At 64.0% G+C, this 14882-nt stretch carries 14 protein-coding genes; 7 read left to right on the top strand and 7 right to left on the bottom strand.

Going from position 1 to position 14882, the window contains the following annotated elements; genetic code table 11:
* Positions 1–11: 11 nt before the first annotated feature.
* The gene (locus tag ACX3OW_RS13570; protein ID WP_459096321.1) at positions 12–1508 is read right to left on the bottom strand and encodes a CoA-acylating methylmalonate-semialdehyde dehydrogenase; all 1497 of its coding nucleotides are present in this window, start codon (positions 1506–1508) and stop codon (positions 12–14) included.
* Positions 1509–1603: 95 nt separating this feature from the next.
* On the opposite strand from ACX3OW_RS13570, the gene ACX3OW_RS13565 reads away from it, so the two are divergent.
* Positions 1604–2482, top strand: a complete 879-nt coding sequence (locus ACX3OW_RS13565) for a LysR family transcriptional regulator (RefSeq protein WP_459096320.1) — start codon at positions 1604–1606, stop codon at positions 2480–2482.
* 207 nt (positions 2483–2689) lie between these two features.
* Positions 2690–3163: a Cys-tRNA(Pro) deacylase gene (gene ybaK / locus ACX3OW_RS13560; RefSeq protein WP_459096319.1), complete on the top strand. Its 474-nt coding sequence runs from the start codon at positions 2690–2692 to the stop codon at positions 3161–3163.
* A gap of 65 nt (positions 3164–3228) precedes the next feature.
* On the opposite strand, the gene ACX3OW_RS13555 is transcribed toward ybaK, so the two are convergent.
* From ACX3OW_RS13555 to ACX3OW_RS13540, 4 genes are all read right to left on the bottom strand, one after another.
* The gene (locus ACX3OW_RS13555) at positions 3229–3375 is read right to left on the bottom strand and encodes a DUF1127 domain-containing protein (protein WP_459096318.1); all 147 of its coding nucleotides are present in this window, start codon (positions 3373–3375) and stop codon (positions 3229–3231) included.
* A gap of 275 nt (positions 3376–3650) precedes the next feature.
* Positions 3651–3770: a cytochrome bd-I oxidase subunit CydX gene (gene cydX / locus ACX3OW_RS13550; protein WP_459096317.1), complete on the bottom strand. Its 120-nt coding sequence runs from the start codon at positions 3768–3770 to the stop codon at positions 3651–3653.
* 9 nt (positions 3771–3779) lie between these two features.
* Positions 3780–4928 (bottom strand): cytochrome d ubiquinol oxidase subunit II, encoded by a 1149-nt coding sequence (gene cydB / locus ACX3OW_RS13545; RefSeq protein WP_459096316.1) that lies wholly within the window; start codon positions 4926–4928, stop codon positions 3780–3782.
* Positions 4925–6532, bottom strand: a complete 1608-nt coding sequence (locus ACX3OW_RS13540) for a cytochrome ubiquinol oxidase subunit I (protein ID WP_459096315.1) — start codon at positions 6530–6532, stop codon at positions 4925–4927. Before ACX3OW_RS13540 ends, cydB begins: the two co-directional genes overlap by 4 nt.
* A 129-nt stretch (positions 6533–6661) precedes the next feature.
* Between ACX3OW_RS13540 and cydD the strand changes: the two genes are divergently transcribed.
* The gene (gene cydD / locus ACX3OW_RS13535) at positions 6662–8395 is read left to right on the top strand and encodes a thiol reductant ABC exporter subunit CydD (protein ID WP_459096314.1); all 1734 of its coding nucleotides are present in this window, start codon (positions 6662–6664) and stop codon (positions 8393–8395) included.
* Entirely contained in the window at positions 8392–10041 is a 1650-nt protein-coding gene (gene cydC, locus ACX3OW_RS13530) for a thiol reductant ABC exporter subunit CydC (RefSeq protein ID WP_459096313.1), read from the top strand. Before cydD ends, cydC begins: the two co-directional genes overlap by 4 nt.
* A 5-nt stretch (positions 10042–10046) precedes the next feature.
* Here the strand turns inward: cydC and ACX3OW_RS13525 are convergent, their stop codons facing one another.
* Positions 10047–10766, bottom strand: a complete 720-nt coding sequence (locus ACX3OW_RS13525) for a Crp/Fnr family transcriptional regulator (RefSeq protein ID WP_459096312.1) — start codon at positions 10764–10766, stop codon at positions 10047–10049.
* 166 nt (positions 10767–10932) lie between these two features.
* On the opposite strand from ACX3OW_RS13525, the gene ACX3OW_RS13520 reads away from it, so the two are divergent.
* Genes ACX3OW_RS13520 through ACX3OW_RS13510 form a run of 3 tightly spaced genes read left to right on the top strand, consistent with a single transcriptional unit; the run spans position 10933 to position 13800 of the window.
* On the top strand, positions 10933–13191 hold the full coding sequence (locus ACX3OW_RS13520; protein ID WP_459096311.1) for a heavy metal translocating P-type ATPase: 2259 nt from the start codon (positions 10933–10935) through the stop codon (positions 13189–13191).
* Positions 13188–13598: a Cu(I)-responsive transcriptional regulator gene (gene cueR, locus ACX3OW_RS13515; RefSeq protein ID WP_459096310.1), complete on the top strand. Its 411-nt coding sequence runs from the start codon at positions 13188–13190 to the stop codon at positions 13596–13598. The genes ACX3OW_RS13520 and cueR overlap by 4 nt, the downstream gene beginning before the upstream one ends.
* Position 13599: 1 nt before the next feature.
* Positions 13600–13800: a heavy-metal-associated domain-containing protein gene (locus ACX3OW_RS13510; protein WP_459096309.1), complete on the top strand. Its 201-nt coding sequence runs from the start codon at positions 13600–13602 to the stop codon at positions 13798–13800.
* 110 nt (positions 13801–13910) lie between these two features.
* On the opposite strand, the gene ACX3OW_RS13505 is transcribed toward ACX3OW_RS13510, so the two are convergent.
* Positions 13911–14858, bottom strand: coding sequence for a substrate-binding domain-containing protein (locus tag ACX3OW_RS13505; protein ID WP_459096308.1), 948 nt, complete (start codon positions 14856–14858; stop codon positions 13911–13913).
* Positions 14859–14882 lie beyond the last annotated feature (24 nt).

Genomic DNA, 14882 nt, shown 5'->3' with positions numbered 1-14882 from the left:
GGCGAAGCCCCTTACTTCATGGTGGGGAACTGGAATTCGGCGCCGTCCTTGATGCCGGAGGGCCAGCGGGTGGTGACGGTCTTGACCTTGGTCCAGAATTGCATCGAATCCGTGCCGTACTGATTGAGGTCGCCGAAGGCGCTGGCCTTCCAGCCGCCGAAGCTGTGATAGGCGACTGGCACCGGCACCGGTACGTTAACGCCGACCATGCCGACATTGACCCGAGCCGCGAAATCGCGCGCCGCATCGCCGTCGCGGGTGAAGATCGCCACGCCATTGCCGTAGGGATTGTTGGAGGGCAGCGCGAGGGCTTCCTCGTAGTTCTTGGCGCGGACCACCGAGAGCACCGGGCCGAAGATTTCTTCGGTGTAGATGTCCATGTCGGTGGTGACGTTGTCGAACAGGCATGGACCGACGAAATAGCCGCCTTCATAGCCCTGCAGCGAGAAGTCGCGGCCATCGACCACCAGCGTGGCACCCTGCTCGACGCCCTTGTCGACCAGGCCGAGCACGCGCTGCTTGGCGGCGGCGGTGATCAGCGGGCCCATTTCGGAGGCGCGGTCGGTGGCGGGGCCAACCTTGAGCGCTTCGATGCGCGGACGCAGGGCGGCGATGATCTTGTCGGCGGTGTCGTCGCCCACCGGCACGGCGACCGAAACGGCCATGCAGCGTTCGCCGGCGGCGCCATAGCCCGAGCCCATCAGTGCGTCGGCGGCCTTTTCCATGTCCGCGTCGGGCATGATGATCATGTGGTTCTTGGCGCCGCCAAAGGCCTGCACGCGCTTACCGTGAGCGGCAGCGGTGGCATAGACATAGCGGGCAATCGGGGTGGAGCCGACAAAGGACACGGCCGAGATGGCTTCGTGTTCGAGAATGCCGTCGACGGTGGCCTTGCCGCCATGCACCACGTTGAGAATGCCCTTGGGCAGGCCGGCTTCGATGGCCAGTTCGGCCAACCGCACCGGCACGGAGGGATCGCGCTCGGAGGGCTTGAGAATGAAGGCATTGCCCGCCGCGATGGCCGGCGACAGCATCCACAGCGGGATCATCGCCGGGAAGTTGAACGGGGTGATGCCGGCGCCTATGCCGATCGGCTGGCGCATGGAATACATATCGATGCCCGGGCCAGCGCCTTCGGTGAAGGCACCCTTAAGCAGGTGCGGCGCGCCGGCGACGAATTCGCTGACTTCGAGCCCGCGCATCACATCGCCCTTGGCATCTTCAAAGGTCTTGCCGTGCTCGAGGCTGAGCAGTTCGGCAAGCTCGTCCATATGCTGGTTGAGCAGCGCGACATAGTTGAAGAATACCCGGGCGCGGCGCTGCGGATTGGTCGCGGCCCAGCCGGGCTGCGCGGCAGCGGCCGAGGCCACCGCAGCTTCCAGATCGGCCTGGGTGGCCAGCGCCACGCGCGCCTGCACTTCACCGGTCGCCGGATTGAAGACATCCTGGAATTCGGCGCTGTTGCCGGTGGTCTGCTTGCCGTCGATGAAATGGCCAATGGTGCGCATGGCGGTCTCCCTTGTTTGCTGACCCTTCTTCGCGCTATATTTTCCGCATCGCAACGCGATAGATTTGGCATCCGTTGTGCGGAAATTATAGCCCGATGAATTGGGATGACGTTCGCATCTTTCTCGCCGTGGCCCGGAGCGGGCAGATTTTGGGCGCGGCGAAGTCGCTGGGGCTCAATCACGCCACGGTGGCGAGGCGGTTGACGGCGCTGGAACAGGCGCTGGGCAGCAAGCTGTTCACCCGGCGCACCAATGGCTCTGAATTATCGGGCGAGGGCGAGCGGTTTCTGGTGCATGCCGAGCGCATGGAAAGCGCCATGCTGGCCGCCCATGAATCGGTCGGCGGCGACAGCCTGATTGATGGCACGGTGCGGGTCGGCGCGCCGGATGGATTTGGCGTGGCGTTTCTGGCGCCCCGGCTGGGCGCACTCACCGAGCGGCATCGGGGGCTGCGGGTGGAGCTGGTGCCGGTGCCGCGGGCCTTCTCGCTATCGCGCCGCGAGGCCGATATCGCGGTGACGCTGGAGCGGCCGCGTGAGGGGCGGTTGGTGGCGCGCAAGCTCACCGATTATCGGCTCGGGCTGTATGCGGCGCCGGACTATCTGGCGAAACATGGCACGCCGGTGACGAACGACGAACTCGCGGGGCATCGCCTTGTCGGTTACGTGGAAGACCTGCTTTATACCGCCTCGCTCGACTATACCGGCGAATTCCTCAAAAGCTGGCGCTCGAGCCTCGCCGTCTCCTCCGCCATGGGCCAGACCGAGGCGGTGCGCGCTGGGGCTGGGATCGGGATTTTGCACAGCTTCATGGCCATCGGCGATCCCGACCTGGTGCCGGTGCTGCCCGAGCAGAGGCTGACCCGCAGCTACTGGACGGTGATGCATGAGGATTTGCGCGCGGTGCGGCGCGTGGCGCTGGTGGCGGAATTTTTGAGCGAGGTGGTGATGCGGGATCGGGCGATGTTTGGGTAGGTCGCTTGTCCCTTGAGACGCACTCCAATCTCGGTGTCATCCCGGACTTGAGCCGGGCTCCATCTTGAGATTGATGGCCTTGGCAGGATCTCAGGATGGGCCCCGGCTCAAGGCCGGGGTGACATCGGGGGTGGGGTGACGCTGGTGCGCCAAGGAAGCGGGGCGAAGCCCCCTTGCCTCTTGTGTTTGCTGCGCTAGAAATAGCCCATGTCCAAGACCACTCCCGCCACGCTGGCGTTGACCAAAGCTGGTGTGCCGTTTGCCACCGCGACCTATGACTATGACCCCGCTGCCGACCGGGTCGGCTTGCAGGCGGCGGAGGCGATGGGGGTGTTGCCGTCCATCGTGCTCAAGACGCTGATGGCCGAGGTCGATGGCAAGCCGGTTTGCGTCGTCGTGCCGTCGGACGAAGAAGTGAACATGAAAAAGCTGGCGGCGGCGTTTGGCGGCAAGTCGGCGCAGATGATGAAGCCGGCCGATGCCGAGCGGCTGACGGGCTACAAGGTCGGCGGCATCAGCCCGTTCGGACAGAAGAAACTGGTGCCGACGGCAATCGAGGAACTGGCGACGCTGGAGGATGAGATTTTTCTCAATGGCGGCCAGCGTGGGCTGCAGATCCGGATGAAGCCGGATGATCTGGTGACGGCGCTTGGCGGCAAGGCGGCGGATCTGATCCGCTAGACCCCAGACAGACAAAAGGCGCCCGAGTGGACGCCTTCATCTAAGTCAGCAGTATTTGGTCGCTATTAGCGGACCAGAGCGCCGCGAGCGATGTTCTTGATGTCGCCCTTGGTGATGCCGAGGTCGTTCAGCTGACGGGCGTCGAGAGCGTTAAGCTCGCGCATCGTGCGCTGATACTGAGCAAACTGTGCGATTTTCTGGCGGATGTTCATTTTCGGTTCCCCTTCGTTTTGATGACCTATATCTAGAGCCATCCAGTCGTGATTAGAAGGTAGGCTTTGTGCACATCCGTTATGCACTGGGCGCAAGCGCTCGCCACAAATTGCCCGAAATCACCACCATACCGAAGATTGATGCAGCGCAGTAACCGCGTGCCACTATCCCATCAACTACTTGAAATATAATGAAAAAACGGACGCCACTGGCGCGGCATCCGTCTTAATCAATTTTTGACCATCTGGTCAGCAGCTATGCGCCTCACGCTGGTTCAGTTTTGTGCATTCTCGCCAGCTTCATGGCGATCCTGCCGCATTTCGAACCACATGGCGTTGAGAATGGCGAAGCTGCAGGCCAGTCCAAGGCCCAAAATCCACGAGAAATACCACATGTCGGCCTCCTAATAGGCGTTGGGGTTCTTTTCGAGCGACTGCGTGCTGACCGTCCCGCGCATCACCCGGAACACCCAAGCGGTGTAGAGTATGATGATGGGCAGGAAGAAGGCGGTCACCAGCAGCATGATGAACAGCGTCAGGTGGCTGGAGCTGGCGTCCCACAAGGTCAGCCCAGAATTGGGCACGGTGGAGGACGGCAGCAGGAAGGGGAACAGCGACAGCCCAGCCGTGGCGACGATGCCGAAGATGGCGATGCTGGAGGCCAGCAGTGTCGGTAGCCGCAGGCGCGCCTGCAAGCCAACCACGGCGCCCAACAGCCCGGCAAAGCCCAGCACCGGCGCGGCCACCATCCACGGATAGAGTCCGTAATTGGTCAGCCAGCCGCCGCGAGTCAGCTCCACCGTCTTGGCCAGCGGATTGATGGCGGCATGGCCGTCCACCAGGCTGGTGATGGCATAGCCGTCAATGCCGAAGGCGATCCAGACGCCGCCCAGCGCGAACAGCACCAGGGTCAGCAGCCCGGCGATAATGCCATAGCTGCGGGCGCGCTCGGCCAGTGGGCCGGTGGTGCGACCAGCGATCACTGCTGCGCCCTGGGTGACGATCATGCCGAGGCTGACCAGCCCGCAGAGCAGGGCAAAGGGGGTGAGCAGCTGGAAGAAATTTCCGGTGTAGAAGGCGCGCATCGTGTCATCGAGGTGGAAGGGGGCGCCGAGCAGCACATTGCCCACCGCCACGCCAAAAATCAGCGAGGGCACGGCGCCACCGACGAATAGCGCCCAATCCCAGGTGGCGCGCCAGCGCTTGTCCTTGATCTTGCCGCGGAACTTGAAGCCGACCGGGCGCAGGATCAGTGCCAGCAGGATGACGATCATCGCCAGGTAGAAGCCGGAAAAGCTCACCGCATAGAGCGGCGGGAAGGCGGCGAAAATCGCCCCGCCCCCGAGCACCAGCCACACCTGATTGCCCTCCCAGGTGGGGCCGACCAGATTGAGCAGCACCCGCCGCTCGGCATCAGTCTTGGCGGCGAAGGGCAGCAGGGCCCCGACGCCAAGGTCGCGCCCGCCCATGATGGCAAAGCCCATCAGCAACACGCCGAGCAAGGCCCACCAGATCAGCCGCAGGGTTTCATAGTCGAGTGGAATGGTGCTCACGATCCAAGCTCCTTATTGGCGGGCGTCGCTAGCAGCGCGTCGATGACAAAATCCTCGTCGTCGCCCTCATCACTGGCGGCAAACAGCTGGTCCTGCGGCCCGGCCTTGATGATCTTGACCATCAGCATGATCATGATGACGAAGAGGATCGAATAGAGCGTGACGAAGAAGCTCAGCGAGATGACCAGGTCCCAGAAGTGCAGGCCCGAGGCGGCATAGAAGGTGGGCAAGACGCCCTCCACCACCCAAGGCTGCCGGCCATATTCGGCGATGAACCAGCCTGCCTCGATGGCCAGCCAGGGCAGCGGTAGAGTGCAGAGTCCGATCCACAGCATCGGCCGATTGGTATCGAGCCAGCCGCGCGAGGCGCGATAGAACCACACCGAAAAGAAGGCGATGAAGAAGAAGCCGATACCCACCATCAGGCGGAAGCTCCAGAACAGCGGCCAGACATCGGGCACCGTATCGAGCGCCGCCTGAGCGATTTCCTCGCCGGTGGCATTGCCGACATCCTCGCGATATTTCTTCAGCAGCAGGCCATAGCCGAGATCGGCCCAATGTTCGTCGAAAGTGGCGCGGGCGGCGGCGTTGCCGGCATCGGCGCGGACTTCCTGCAGCGCGTCATAGGCCACCATGCCCGACTGGATGCGCACCGCGGCGTGCTCGACCAGCTCGGTGATGCCCGGCAGTTCCATATCCAGCGAGCGGGTGGTGATCAGGCCCAAGAGCCAGGGCAATTGCACCTGGAAGGCCGGCTCGCCCGGCACATTGCTGGGAATGGCGAACAGGGTCAGCGCCGCCGGGGCGGGCTCGGTGTGATACATCGCCTCCATGGCGGCGATCTTCATCTTCTGATGTTCGGTCGCCACATAGCCGCTCTCGTCGCCGAGCACGACCACCGACAAAGCCGAGGCCAGACCAAAGCTGGCGGCGACAACCATCGAGCGCTTGGCCAGTTCGACATGCTTGCCCTGCAGCAGGAACAGGCAGGAAATGGCGAAGATGAACACCGCGCCGCAGACATAGCCGGCGCTGACGGTATGAACGAATTTGGCCTGTGCCACCGGATTGAAGATCACCGCGATAAAGTCGGTGATTTCCATGCGCATGGTGTCGGGATTGAACTTGGCGCCGACCGGATTTTGCATCCAGCCATTGGCGATCAGGATCCACAGCGCCGAGAAATTGGCGCCCAGCGCCATCAGCCAGGTGACCGCCAGATGGCCCACCTTGCTCAGCCGGTCCCAGCCGAAGAAGAACAGCCCGATAAAGGTGGCTTCGAGGAAGAAGGCCATCAGCCCTTCAATAGCCAGCGGCGCGCCGAACACGTCGCCCACATAATGGCTGTAATAGCTCCAGTTCATGCCGAACTGGAATTCCATGACAATGCCGGTGGCCACGCCCATGGCGAAATTGACGCCGAATAGCGTGCCCCAGAACAGGGTCGCCTTGCGCCAGATATCGCGCCCGGTCATCACGTAAACGCTTTCCATGATGGCCATCATCACGGACAGGCCAATGGTCAGCGGCACGAAAATGAAGTGGTACATGGCGGTGGCGGCGAATTGCCACCGCGAGAGTTCGACAACGGTCATGTCGATCATGAGCTACTGCCCTTCTGTCTGGCAGCGCCCGAGTCGGCGCCGTCACTGCGCACTCTATGCGCTCCGAGTCTCGCCCATGCCTTGATTCAGATCAAGGGCTCGGGCTCAACTCACTCTATGCTGCAATTCATGACCTTGTCCGATATCGACCGCCGCAACGGCAAAACCCTCTCCACCCTGCGCCGGCATAGCGGCATCTGGCTCAGCCTCGCCATTGCCGCCCCACTGCTCGGCGGGGCCCTGCTGGTGTGGCAGGCGTGGACGCTGGCGAGCGTGCTGGGTGGGGCCATCGAAAGCGGTGCGCCGGTCGAGACGCTGGTTCCGGGCATAGTGCTCATCCTCGCCTTGCTGCTGACCCGCGCCGCCCTTGCCGCCATCGGCGAGCGGGCCGGCACGGCGGGGGCCGAGGCGATCAAGTCCGCCGTTCGCGCCACGCTTTATTCGCATCTGCTGGCGCGGTCGCCGCGCGCGGCGGAACAACCGCAATCAGGGGCGGCGGCATCGGCTATCATCGATCAGGTGGAGGCGTTTGACGGCTTCTTTGCGCAGTATCTGCCCGCCGTGATCCAGGCGAGCCTCTTGCCGATCGCCTTTGGCGCCATCATCCTGCCGCTCGACTGGCTGGCTGGGCTGCTGTTTCTCATCTCTGCGCCGCTGATCCCGGTGTTCATGGCGCTGGCCGGCTGGGGGGCGCAGATCGCCACCAACAAGCAAGCGCGCGCTTTGTCGTTGCTCACCGGACGGTTTGCCGACCGGCTGCGCGGGCTGCTGACGCTGAAGCTGTTCGGCCGGGCCGAAGCCGAAACGGCGGGTATTGTCGCCGCCAGCGACGAATTGCGCCGCCGGACGCTGCGGGTGCTGCGCATCGCGTTTCTGTCGTCGGCGGTGCTGGAGTTTTTCGCGGCGCTGGGCGTGGCCGGGGTGGCGCTCTATGTCGGCCTTACCTTCATCGACTATCTCAAGCTGCGCTCGTCGCCGCTGACGCTGCAACTGGGGCTGTTCCTGCTGCTGATGGCGCCGGAAGTGTATAATCCGCTGCGCCTGCTCGCCGCGCATTATCATGATCGCGCTGCCGCCAAGGCAGCCATTGGCGAGATTGAGGCCCAGCTCGGGGCGATGCCCCCTGCCCCGGTAGCGCTGGTCGATGCGCCGCGTTCGGCGACCAGTGGCGCGCTGGGTCTGGTATTGACAAACCTTACCTTGCGCACCCCCGACGAGGCCCGCGTCACCCTGGCTGAGACCGACCTCACCATCGCGCCGGGCGAACACATCGCCATTCTCGGCCCCAGCGGCATTGGCAAATCCACGCTGCTGGAGGCGATAGCCGGGCTGCGGAAATATGAGGGCGGCATTGTGCTCGATCAACGTCCGCTGGCCGAGTGGCCGGAGGCCGAATTGCGGGGACGGATGACCATGCTGGGGCAAAAGCCGCGCATTTTTGCCGGCAGCATTGCCGACAATATCGCCCTGGCCCGGCCAGATGCCTCACCCAGCGAGATCCAGCGCGCCGCCGAGTGGGCGCTCGTCACCCCATTTGCCGATGTGTTGCCCGAGGGTCTGGCTACCCGAATTGGCGAGGGTGGCTTGGGCCTCTCCGGCGGGCAGGCGCAGCGGATTGCGCTGGCGCGGATCTATCTGCGCGATGCTGGGCTGATCCTGCTGGATGAGCCGACCGCCCATCTCGACGCAGCGCTCAAGCAGGAGGTGCTGGACGCGCTCAAGCTCTATGCGCGCGGCCGGACGCTGATCATCGCTACCCATTCGCTGGCGGTCGCCGCGCGGATGGACAAGGCGTGGCGCATTGCCGGCGAGAGCCTGCTGCCGATGCCCCTGCCCGGCCATAAGGGGAAGACTGTCGCATGAAATCGCTCCCCGCCTTTCGCAGCCTGTTCCTAACCCAGGCCAAGGGGTTTTCGCTGACGTTGCTGCTGTCGCTCATAGCGCTAGCCGCGGGCGTGGCCCTGCTCGGCACCTCGGGCTGGTTCATCACCGCCGCCGCGCTGACCACGGCAGGGCTGGCATTCAATCTGTTCGTGCCCTCGGCGCTGGTGCGCGGCTTTTCCTTCATCCGCATTCTGGCCCGCTATGGCGAGCGGCTGGCCGGGCATGACGCGACGCTGCGGCTATTGGCCGATTTGCGCGGCTGGCTGTTTGCCCGGCTGTTTCCGCGCCTGCCACTAGCCGACCGCAGCCTGCGCCATGGCGATCTGGTCAGCCGCCTCACCGCCGATGTCGATGCGCTCGACACCGCCTTTCTGGTCGCTATCGGGCCGATTGCGGCCGCGCTGGTCATTGGCGGCGCACTGACCGGCTTGCTGGCCTGGCTGCTGCCCAGCGCGGCGCTGGTCTATGGCCTGTGCTTCGGCTTGGCCGTGCTGGCGGTGCCGTCCGGGCTGGTGCTGGTCAGCCGCCGCGCCGGGCGTGAGCTGGTCAGCCGCGCCGCCGATGCCCGGGCCAGCGTGCTCGATGGCATTGAGGGCCATGCCGATTTGACGCTGTTCGGCGTGCTCGGCACGGCGCAGATCGGGTTTGCCGACGCGGCGCAGCGTCTCTCCGCTGCCAAGGGGCGGCTGTCCACCCTGACCGTGCTCGCCGGCTTTGCGGTGCAGGCGCTGGCGGCGCTGGCGCTGGTCGGCGCGCTGTGGTTTGGCTTGCAGAGTTTTGCGGCTGGGACGGTCGAAGGCCCGGTGCTTGCCGGCCTGCTACTGGCCATTGCCGGAAGCTTTGAGGCCACCAGTATTATCGTGCGCAGCGTCGGCAAGCTGACCACCGCCATGGCCGCCGCCGAACGGCTCACAGCCATTGCCGACAGTCCGCTGCCAATCGCCGATCCGGCCAGTCCGGTGGCGCTGCCCGCTGACACCACGCTCAGCCTGCGTGACGTCACCTTCAGCTATGGTGGCCCGCCGGTGTTGAGCGATCTGGACCTTACGGTGGTACCGGGCGAACACATCGCCATTGTCGGGCCCAGCGGTATCGGCAAATCCAGCCTGCTCACGCTGCTGCTGCGCCTTGCTGAACCGCAATTGGGCAGCATCGGCCTCGGCGGCGTCGCGCTGCCGGCGCTGCGTCAGGCCGATATCCACGCCAGCATGGCGTTGCTAAGCCAGGACAGCCCGCTGTTTAATGACAGTATCCGCGCCAATCTGCTGATCGGCTGCCCTGAAGCCGACGATGCAAAGCTGTGGTCGGCGCTGGCTGACGCCGGCATTGAGGCTTTCGCCCGTGGCCTGCCCAGTGGGCTGGATAGCCTCATCGGGGAAGGCGGTCGCAGTGTTTCGGTGGGACAGGCGCGGCGGCTGTGTCTGGCGCGGGTGCTGCTGTCGCCGGCCAAAATCCTGCTGCTCGACGAACCCACCACCGGGCTCGACCGGGCAGCGGAGGTGGCGTTCTTTGAAACCCTCCACAGTGCCGCTCAAGGCCGCAGCGTGATCGTGGTTACTCATGCCGCGATCCCCGAAGGCAGTGTGGATCGGGTGCTGATGCTGCGAAATGGGATGCTGGAATAATGCCGCTACCCGCAGCGCACCCTTAGCCGGGCCATGTCGGGCACCGAGACGTGGCGGTAGTTCTCGACTTCGATGACGCCATCGGCCTTGAGTTTGCTCATCTGCCGACTCACGGTTTCGATGGTCAGGCCGAGGAAATCGCCGATATCGGCGCGGCTCAGGGGCAGGTCGAAGGTCATCAGCGTCGCCGCGGCCGGCTCGGTGTGGCTGGCGATGAGATAGAGGAAGCTCGCGACTTTCTCCGCGGCGCTCTTACGGCCCAGCGTCACCATCCAGTCGCGCGCCTCATCGAGTTCGCGCAAGGTCTGCAGCATCAGCCGGTGTTTCAGCGCCGGATTGTCTCGCACCAGCGCTTCCATGGCCGATTTCGGCACCAGGCAGAGATCGACATCGGACGCCGCCTCCGCCGTTACCCGGCTTTCGCGGGCAAATAGCCGCCCCAGCAGATCGGGCGCAAATTGCAGCCCCACCACCTGCTGGTGGCCATCCTCCAGCACCTTGGAGAGCTTCACCACGCCGCGCAGCACAATGCCGTAGCTGGAGATTGGCTCGGCATCGGCCAGCAGCAGTTCCCCCGGCGCGCGTTGCACGCGGCGCGAGTGACGCACCAGGGCGGCGCGCTGGACGGGAGTCAGGGCGCCGCAAATGCCCTGATGACGGGATTCGCAGCTCTGGCAGAGCAGAGCAAGATCGGGTTTGGGGATGTCGATGTGGACGGGCTGCATGGCATAACGTCTCCTGACACCGCCAACATAGGCCCGCGCTATCAAGGCTTTAAGCCGCGCAACTGTCGCAGTGCCAACCTGCCGCATGTGCGGGACACAATCGTATATCCGCCCCTTGACCTTACCATGATGGGAAGCTTTATATACTGCAGGACGAGGTGAAAACATGACTGAACACGTCCATACCAAACCGCTTTCCATCGACATCGCCGGCATGACCTGTGCCTCCTGCGTGGCACGGGTGGAAAAGGCCCTGCTCAAGGTGCCGAGCGTTACGTCGGCATCGGTCAACCTGGCCACCGAGCGCGCCACGGTGCAGCTCGGCGATGCCGATCAGCTCGATGCCGTACTCAAGGCCATCGAAAAGGCCGGCTATCAGGGCAGCCAGACGCCCGAGATGCACCACCATGACCATGGCGGGCATCAGCATCACGACGAGGACGCGGCCGTGCTGCGCCGCGATGTGCTGATTGCGGGCCTCTTCACCCTGCCCATCTTCATCATCGAAATGGGCGGGCATCTCTACATGCCGTTCCATATGTGGGTGATGTCGCTGGTTTCGACGCAGACGCTCAATGTGGCCTTTTTCGTTGCCACCACCATTGTGCTGTTCGGGCCCGGCTGGCGCTTCTTCAAGATCGGCATTCCGGCGCTGCTGCGCGGCGCGCCCGAAATGAACTCGCTGGTGGCGCTTGGCGCCGGCGCGGCTTGGCTGTTGTCAACGGTGGTGACCTTTGCGCCAGACCTGGTGCCGAGCGAAACGCGCTTCGTCTATTTCGAGGCGGCGGCGGTCATCGTTACGCTGATCCTGGTCGGTCGCTGGCTGGAAGCTTTGGCCAAGGGTCGCACCGGCGAAGCCATTCAGCGGCTGGTGCGCGAACAGGCCAAGACCGCCCGGGTGCAGCGGAACAGCGCCATTGTTGAACTGCCGATCGAACAGGTGGTGGCCGGCGATATCATCGTCGTCCGTCCCGGTGAGAAGATCGCCGTAGATGGCGAAATCGTCGACGGCAGTAGCCATATCGATGAATCGATGATTTCCGGCGAGCCCCTGCCCGTCTCCAAGACCGTGGGCGCGACCGTTATTGGCGGCACGCTCAATACGTCGGGCAGTTTCAGCTTCCGCGCCACCAAGGTCGGTGGCGACACCATGCTGGCGCAGATCATCCGCATGGTCGAAGAAGCGCAGGGCGGCAAGCTGCCCATCCAGGCCGTGGTCGACCGGATCACGCTGTGGTTCGTGCCCGCCGTCATTGCGCTGGCGATTGCCACCTTTGCCGTCTGGGCGATCTGGGGGCCAGACCCGGCTACGACGTTTGGTCTGGTCAATGCGGTCGCTGTGCTGATCATCGCCTGCCCGTGTGCCATGGGCCTGGCCACGCCGACTTCGATCATGGTGGGCACCGGCCGGGCTGCCGAAATGGGTGTGCTGTTCCGCCAGAGTCAGGCGCTGCAGCAGCTGCGGGATGCCAAGGTCGTCGCTTTCGACAAGACCGGCACGCTGACCTCCGGCAAACCGACGCTGACCGATCTGATCCTGGCCGATGGCTTTGAGCATGGCGACGTGCTGGCCGCCGTGGCTGCTATCGAAGCCAAGTCCGAGCATCCGACGGGTGCGGCCATCGTCGCCGCGGCCGAGCAGCAGGGCCTCACCCTGCCGCAGGTGGAGGATTTCCGGTCCTCGGCCGGCAATGGCGTCAGTGGTACGGTCAATGGCCGCGCGGTGCTGATCGGTTCGGCGCGTTATCTGGAGGGGATCGAGCTCAGCGGTTTTGACGCCGATGCCGAACGGCTGGCCAATGAGGGCAAGTCGCCGGTGTTTGTCGCCATCAACGGCAAGGCCGCAGCCACCATCGTCGTCGCCGATAGTATCAAGCCCACCAGCAAGGCAGTCATCGACGCGCTGCACGCCATGGGTCTCAAAACGGCGATGATCTCGGGCGACAATCGGCGCACGGCTGAGGCGATTGCCCGCCAGCTTGGCATTGATGAAGTCCGCGCCGAAGTGTTGCCTGCCGACAAGGTGGCGACCATCAAGGGCCTGCGCCAGTTTGGTCCCGTCGCCTTTATCGGCGATGGCATCAATGACGCGCCAGCACTGGCCGAAGCCGATATCGGCATCGCCGTCGGCACCGGCACCGATGCCGCCATCGAAAGCGCCGACGTGGTGCTGCTCGGCGGCGACCTCAAGGGCGTGCTCAATGCCCTCATCATCAGCCGGGCGACGCTGAAGAACATCTGGGAAAACCTGTTCTGGGCGTTTGGCTACAATGCGCTGCTGATCCCGGTGGCGGCCGGCGTGCTGTATCCCAGCTTCGGCATCCTGCTCAGCCCGATGATCGGCGCCGGCGCCATGGCGCTCAGCTCGGTCTTCGTGGTGGGCAATGCGCAGCGCCTGCGCGGCGTGAAAGGAGTGACCCTGTGAATATCGGCGAAGCCTCCAGCGCCTCGGGCGTCTCGGCCAAGATGATCCGCTATTACGAATCCATCGGCCTGATCCGGCCGCCGCATCGCACCGATAGCAATTACCGCGTCTATGGCGAGGACGAAGTCCACGTGCTGCGCTTCGTCAAACGCGCCCGCACTTTGGGCTTTTCGGTGGAGGAAACCGCCACCCTGCTCGGGTTGTGGCAGGACAAATCCCGCGCCAGCGGCGAGGTCAAGGAGATCGCGACAAGCCATATCACGGCGCTGCAAACCAAGATCGCCGAGTTGCAGGGGATGGTCAAAACCCTCAGCCATTTGGCCCATTGCTGCGGCGGCGACAACCGCCCCGACTGCCCCATCCTCGACGACCTCGCCGGCGAGCACCCCATTTCGAAAGGACACTAAGATGAGCGACAAGAACATTTTCACCGTCAACGACATGACCTGCGGCCATTGCGTAGGCACCGTGCGCAAGGCGCTGGAAGACGCGCTGCCGGGGGCCGAGATCTCGGTGGATCTGGCGAGCCACAAGGTGGCGTTTACCGGCGACAAGGCGGCCGGCGAAGCGGCAATCCGGGAGGCTGGATATACGCCTGAGGAGGTGTAAGGCCCCTCATCCGCCCTTCGGGCACCTTCTCCCGCAGGGGGAGAAGGAAGAAGCAGAATCACAAAGGGCGCCCCGAGGGGCGCCCTTCGCATGTCCGCTCTGAGGAGGAATCAGAACGGGCTGTCGGGGAAGTAGTACATCGCAGCGTTGTCCTTGGTGATCAGTGGCGAACCCAGGATATAGGTGCCGCCGACCGGGCCGTTGGAGGTGAAGTGGCTGACGGTGACGTCCATGGCCGTCGCGATCTGCGCCGGCGGATACAGCACGTCGACCGGCACCAGCTCGTTGCCGTCCATCACGCCCTTGACGATTTCCTTCATGCCGGCGCCGCCGACGATGAACATTTCCTTGTCGCGGCCTGCAGCCTTGACGGCTTCAACCACGCCCAGGGTGATGTCGTCGTCCTGTGCCCACACGCCCTTGATGTCGGGGAAGCGGCTCAGGAAGTCCTGCATCACTTCAAAACCGTCATCGCGGTTCCAGTTGGCGAACTTGTTGTCGAGCACGTTGATGCCCGAGCCTTCGATTTCGGCCATGAAGGCGTCGAAGCGTTCGGTGTCCAGCACGGTCGGAATGCCGCGCAGGATGACGATGTTGTCGCCTTCACCCAGACGGGTCTTCATATACTGCGCCGAAACCTGGCCCATTTCGGTGTTGTTGCCCGAAACATAAACGTCCTGGATCGACGGATCGGTCAGGCCACGGTCAACGACGGTGATGAAGGCACCGGTGTCGGCAACGGCGCGGACCGGCTCGGTCAGCGGCTCGGATTCGAACGGCAGCACCACGAGCGCCTGGATCTGGTGGACCGAAACCAGGTCTTCCAGATCGCTGGCCTGATCGGCCGGGCCGTCAGCGGTCACGATGATGATGTCGATATTCGGATTGGCGGCTTCGAGGCGCTTTTCAGCTTCCGCAGCGTGCCAGTTCAGGCCGCCCATGAAACCATGCGTCGCGGCCGGAATGGACACGCCGATCTTGATCTTTTCCTGCGCCACGGCCGTACCGACCAGTGCGCTGGTGGCCAACAGGCCAAGTGCGATTGCCTTCAAAGACATGATAGTCCTCCCTGCATGTGTGGC

The organism is Devosia sp. A449, assembly GCF_054489375.1.
The sequence above is the reverse complement of the archived record's forward strand: the minus strand, read 5'-3'. Positions and strand labels throughout refer to the sequence as shown.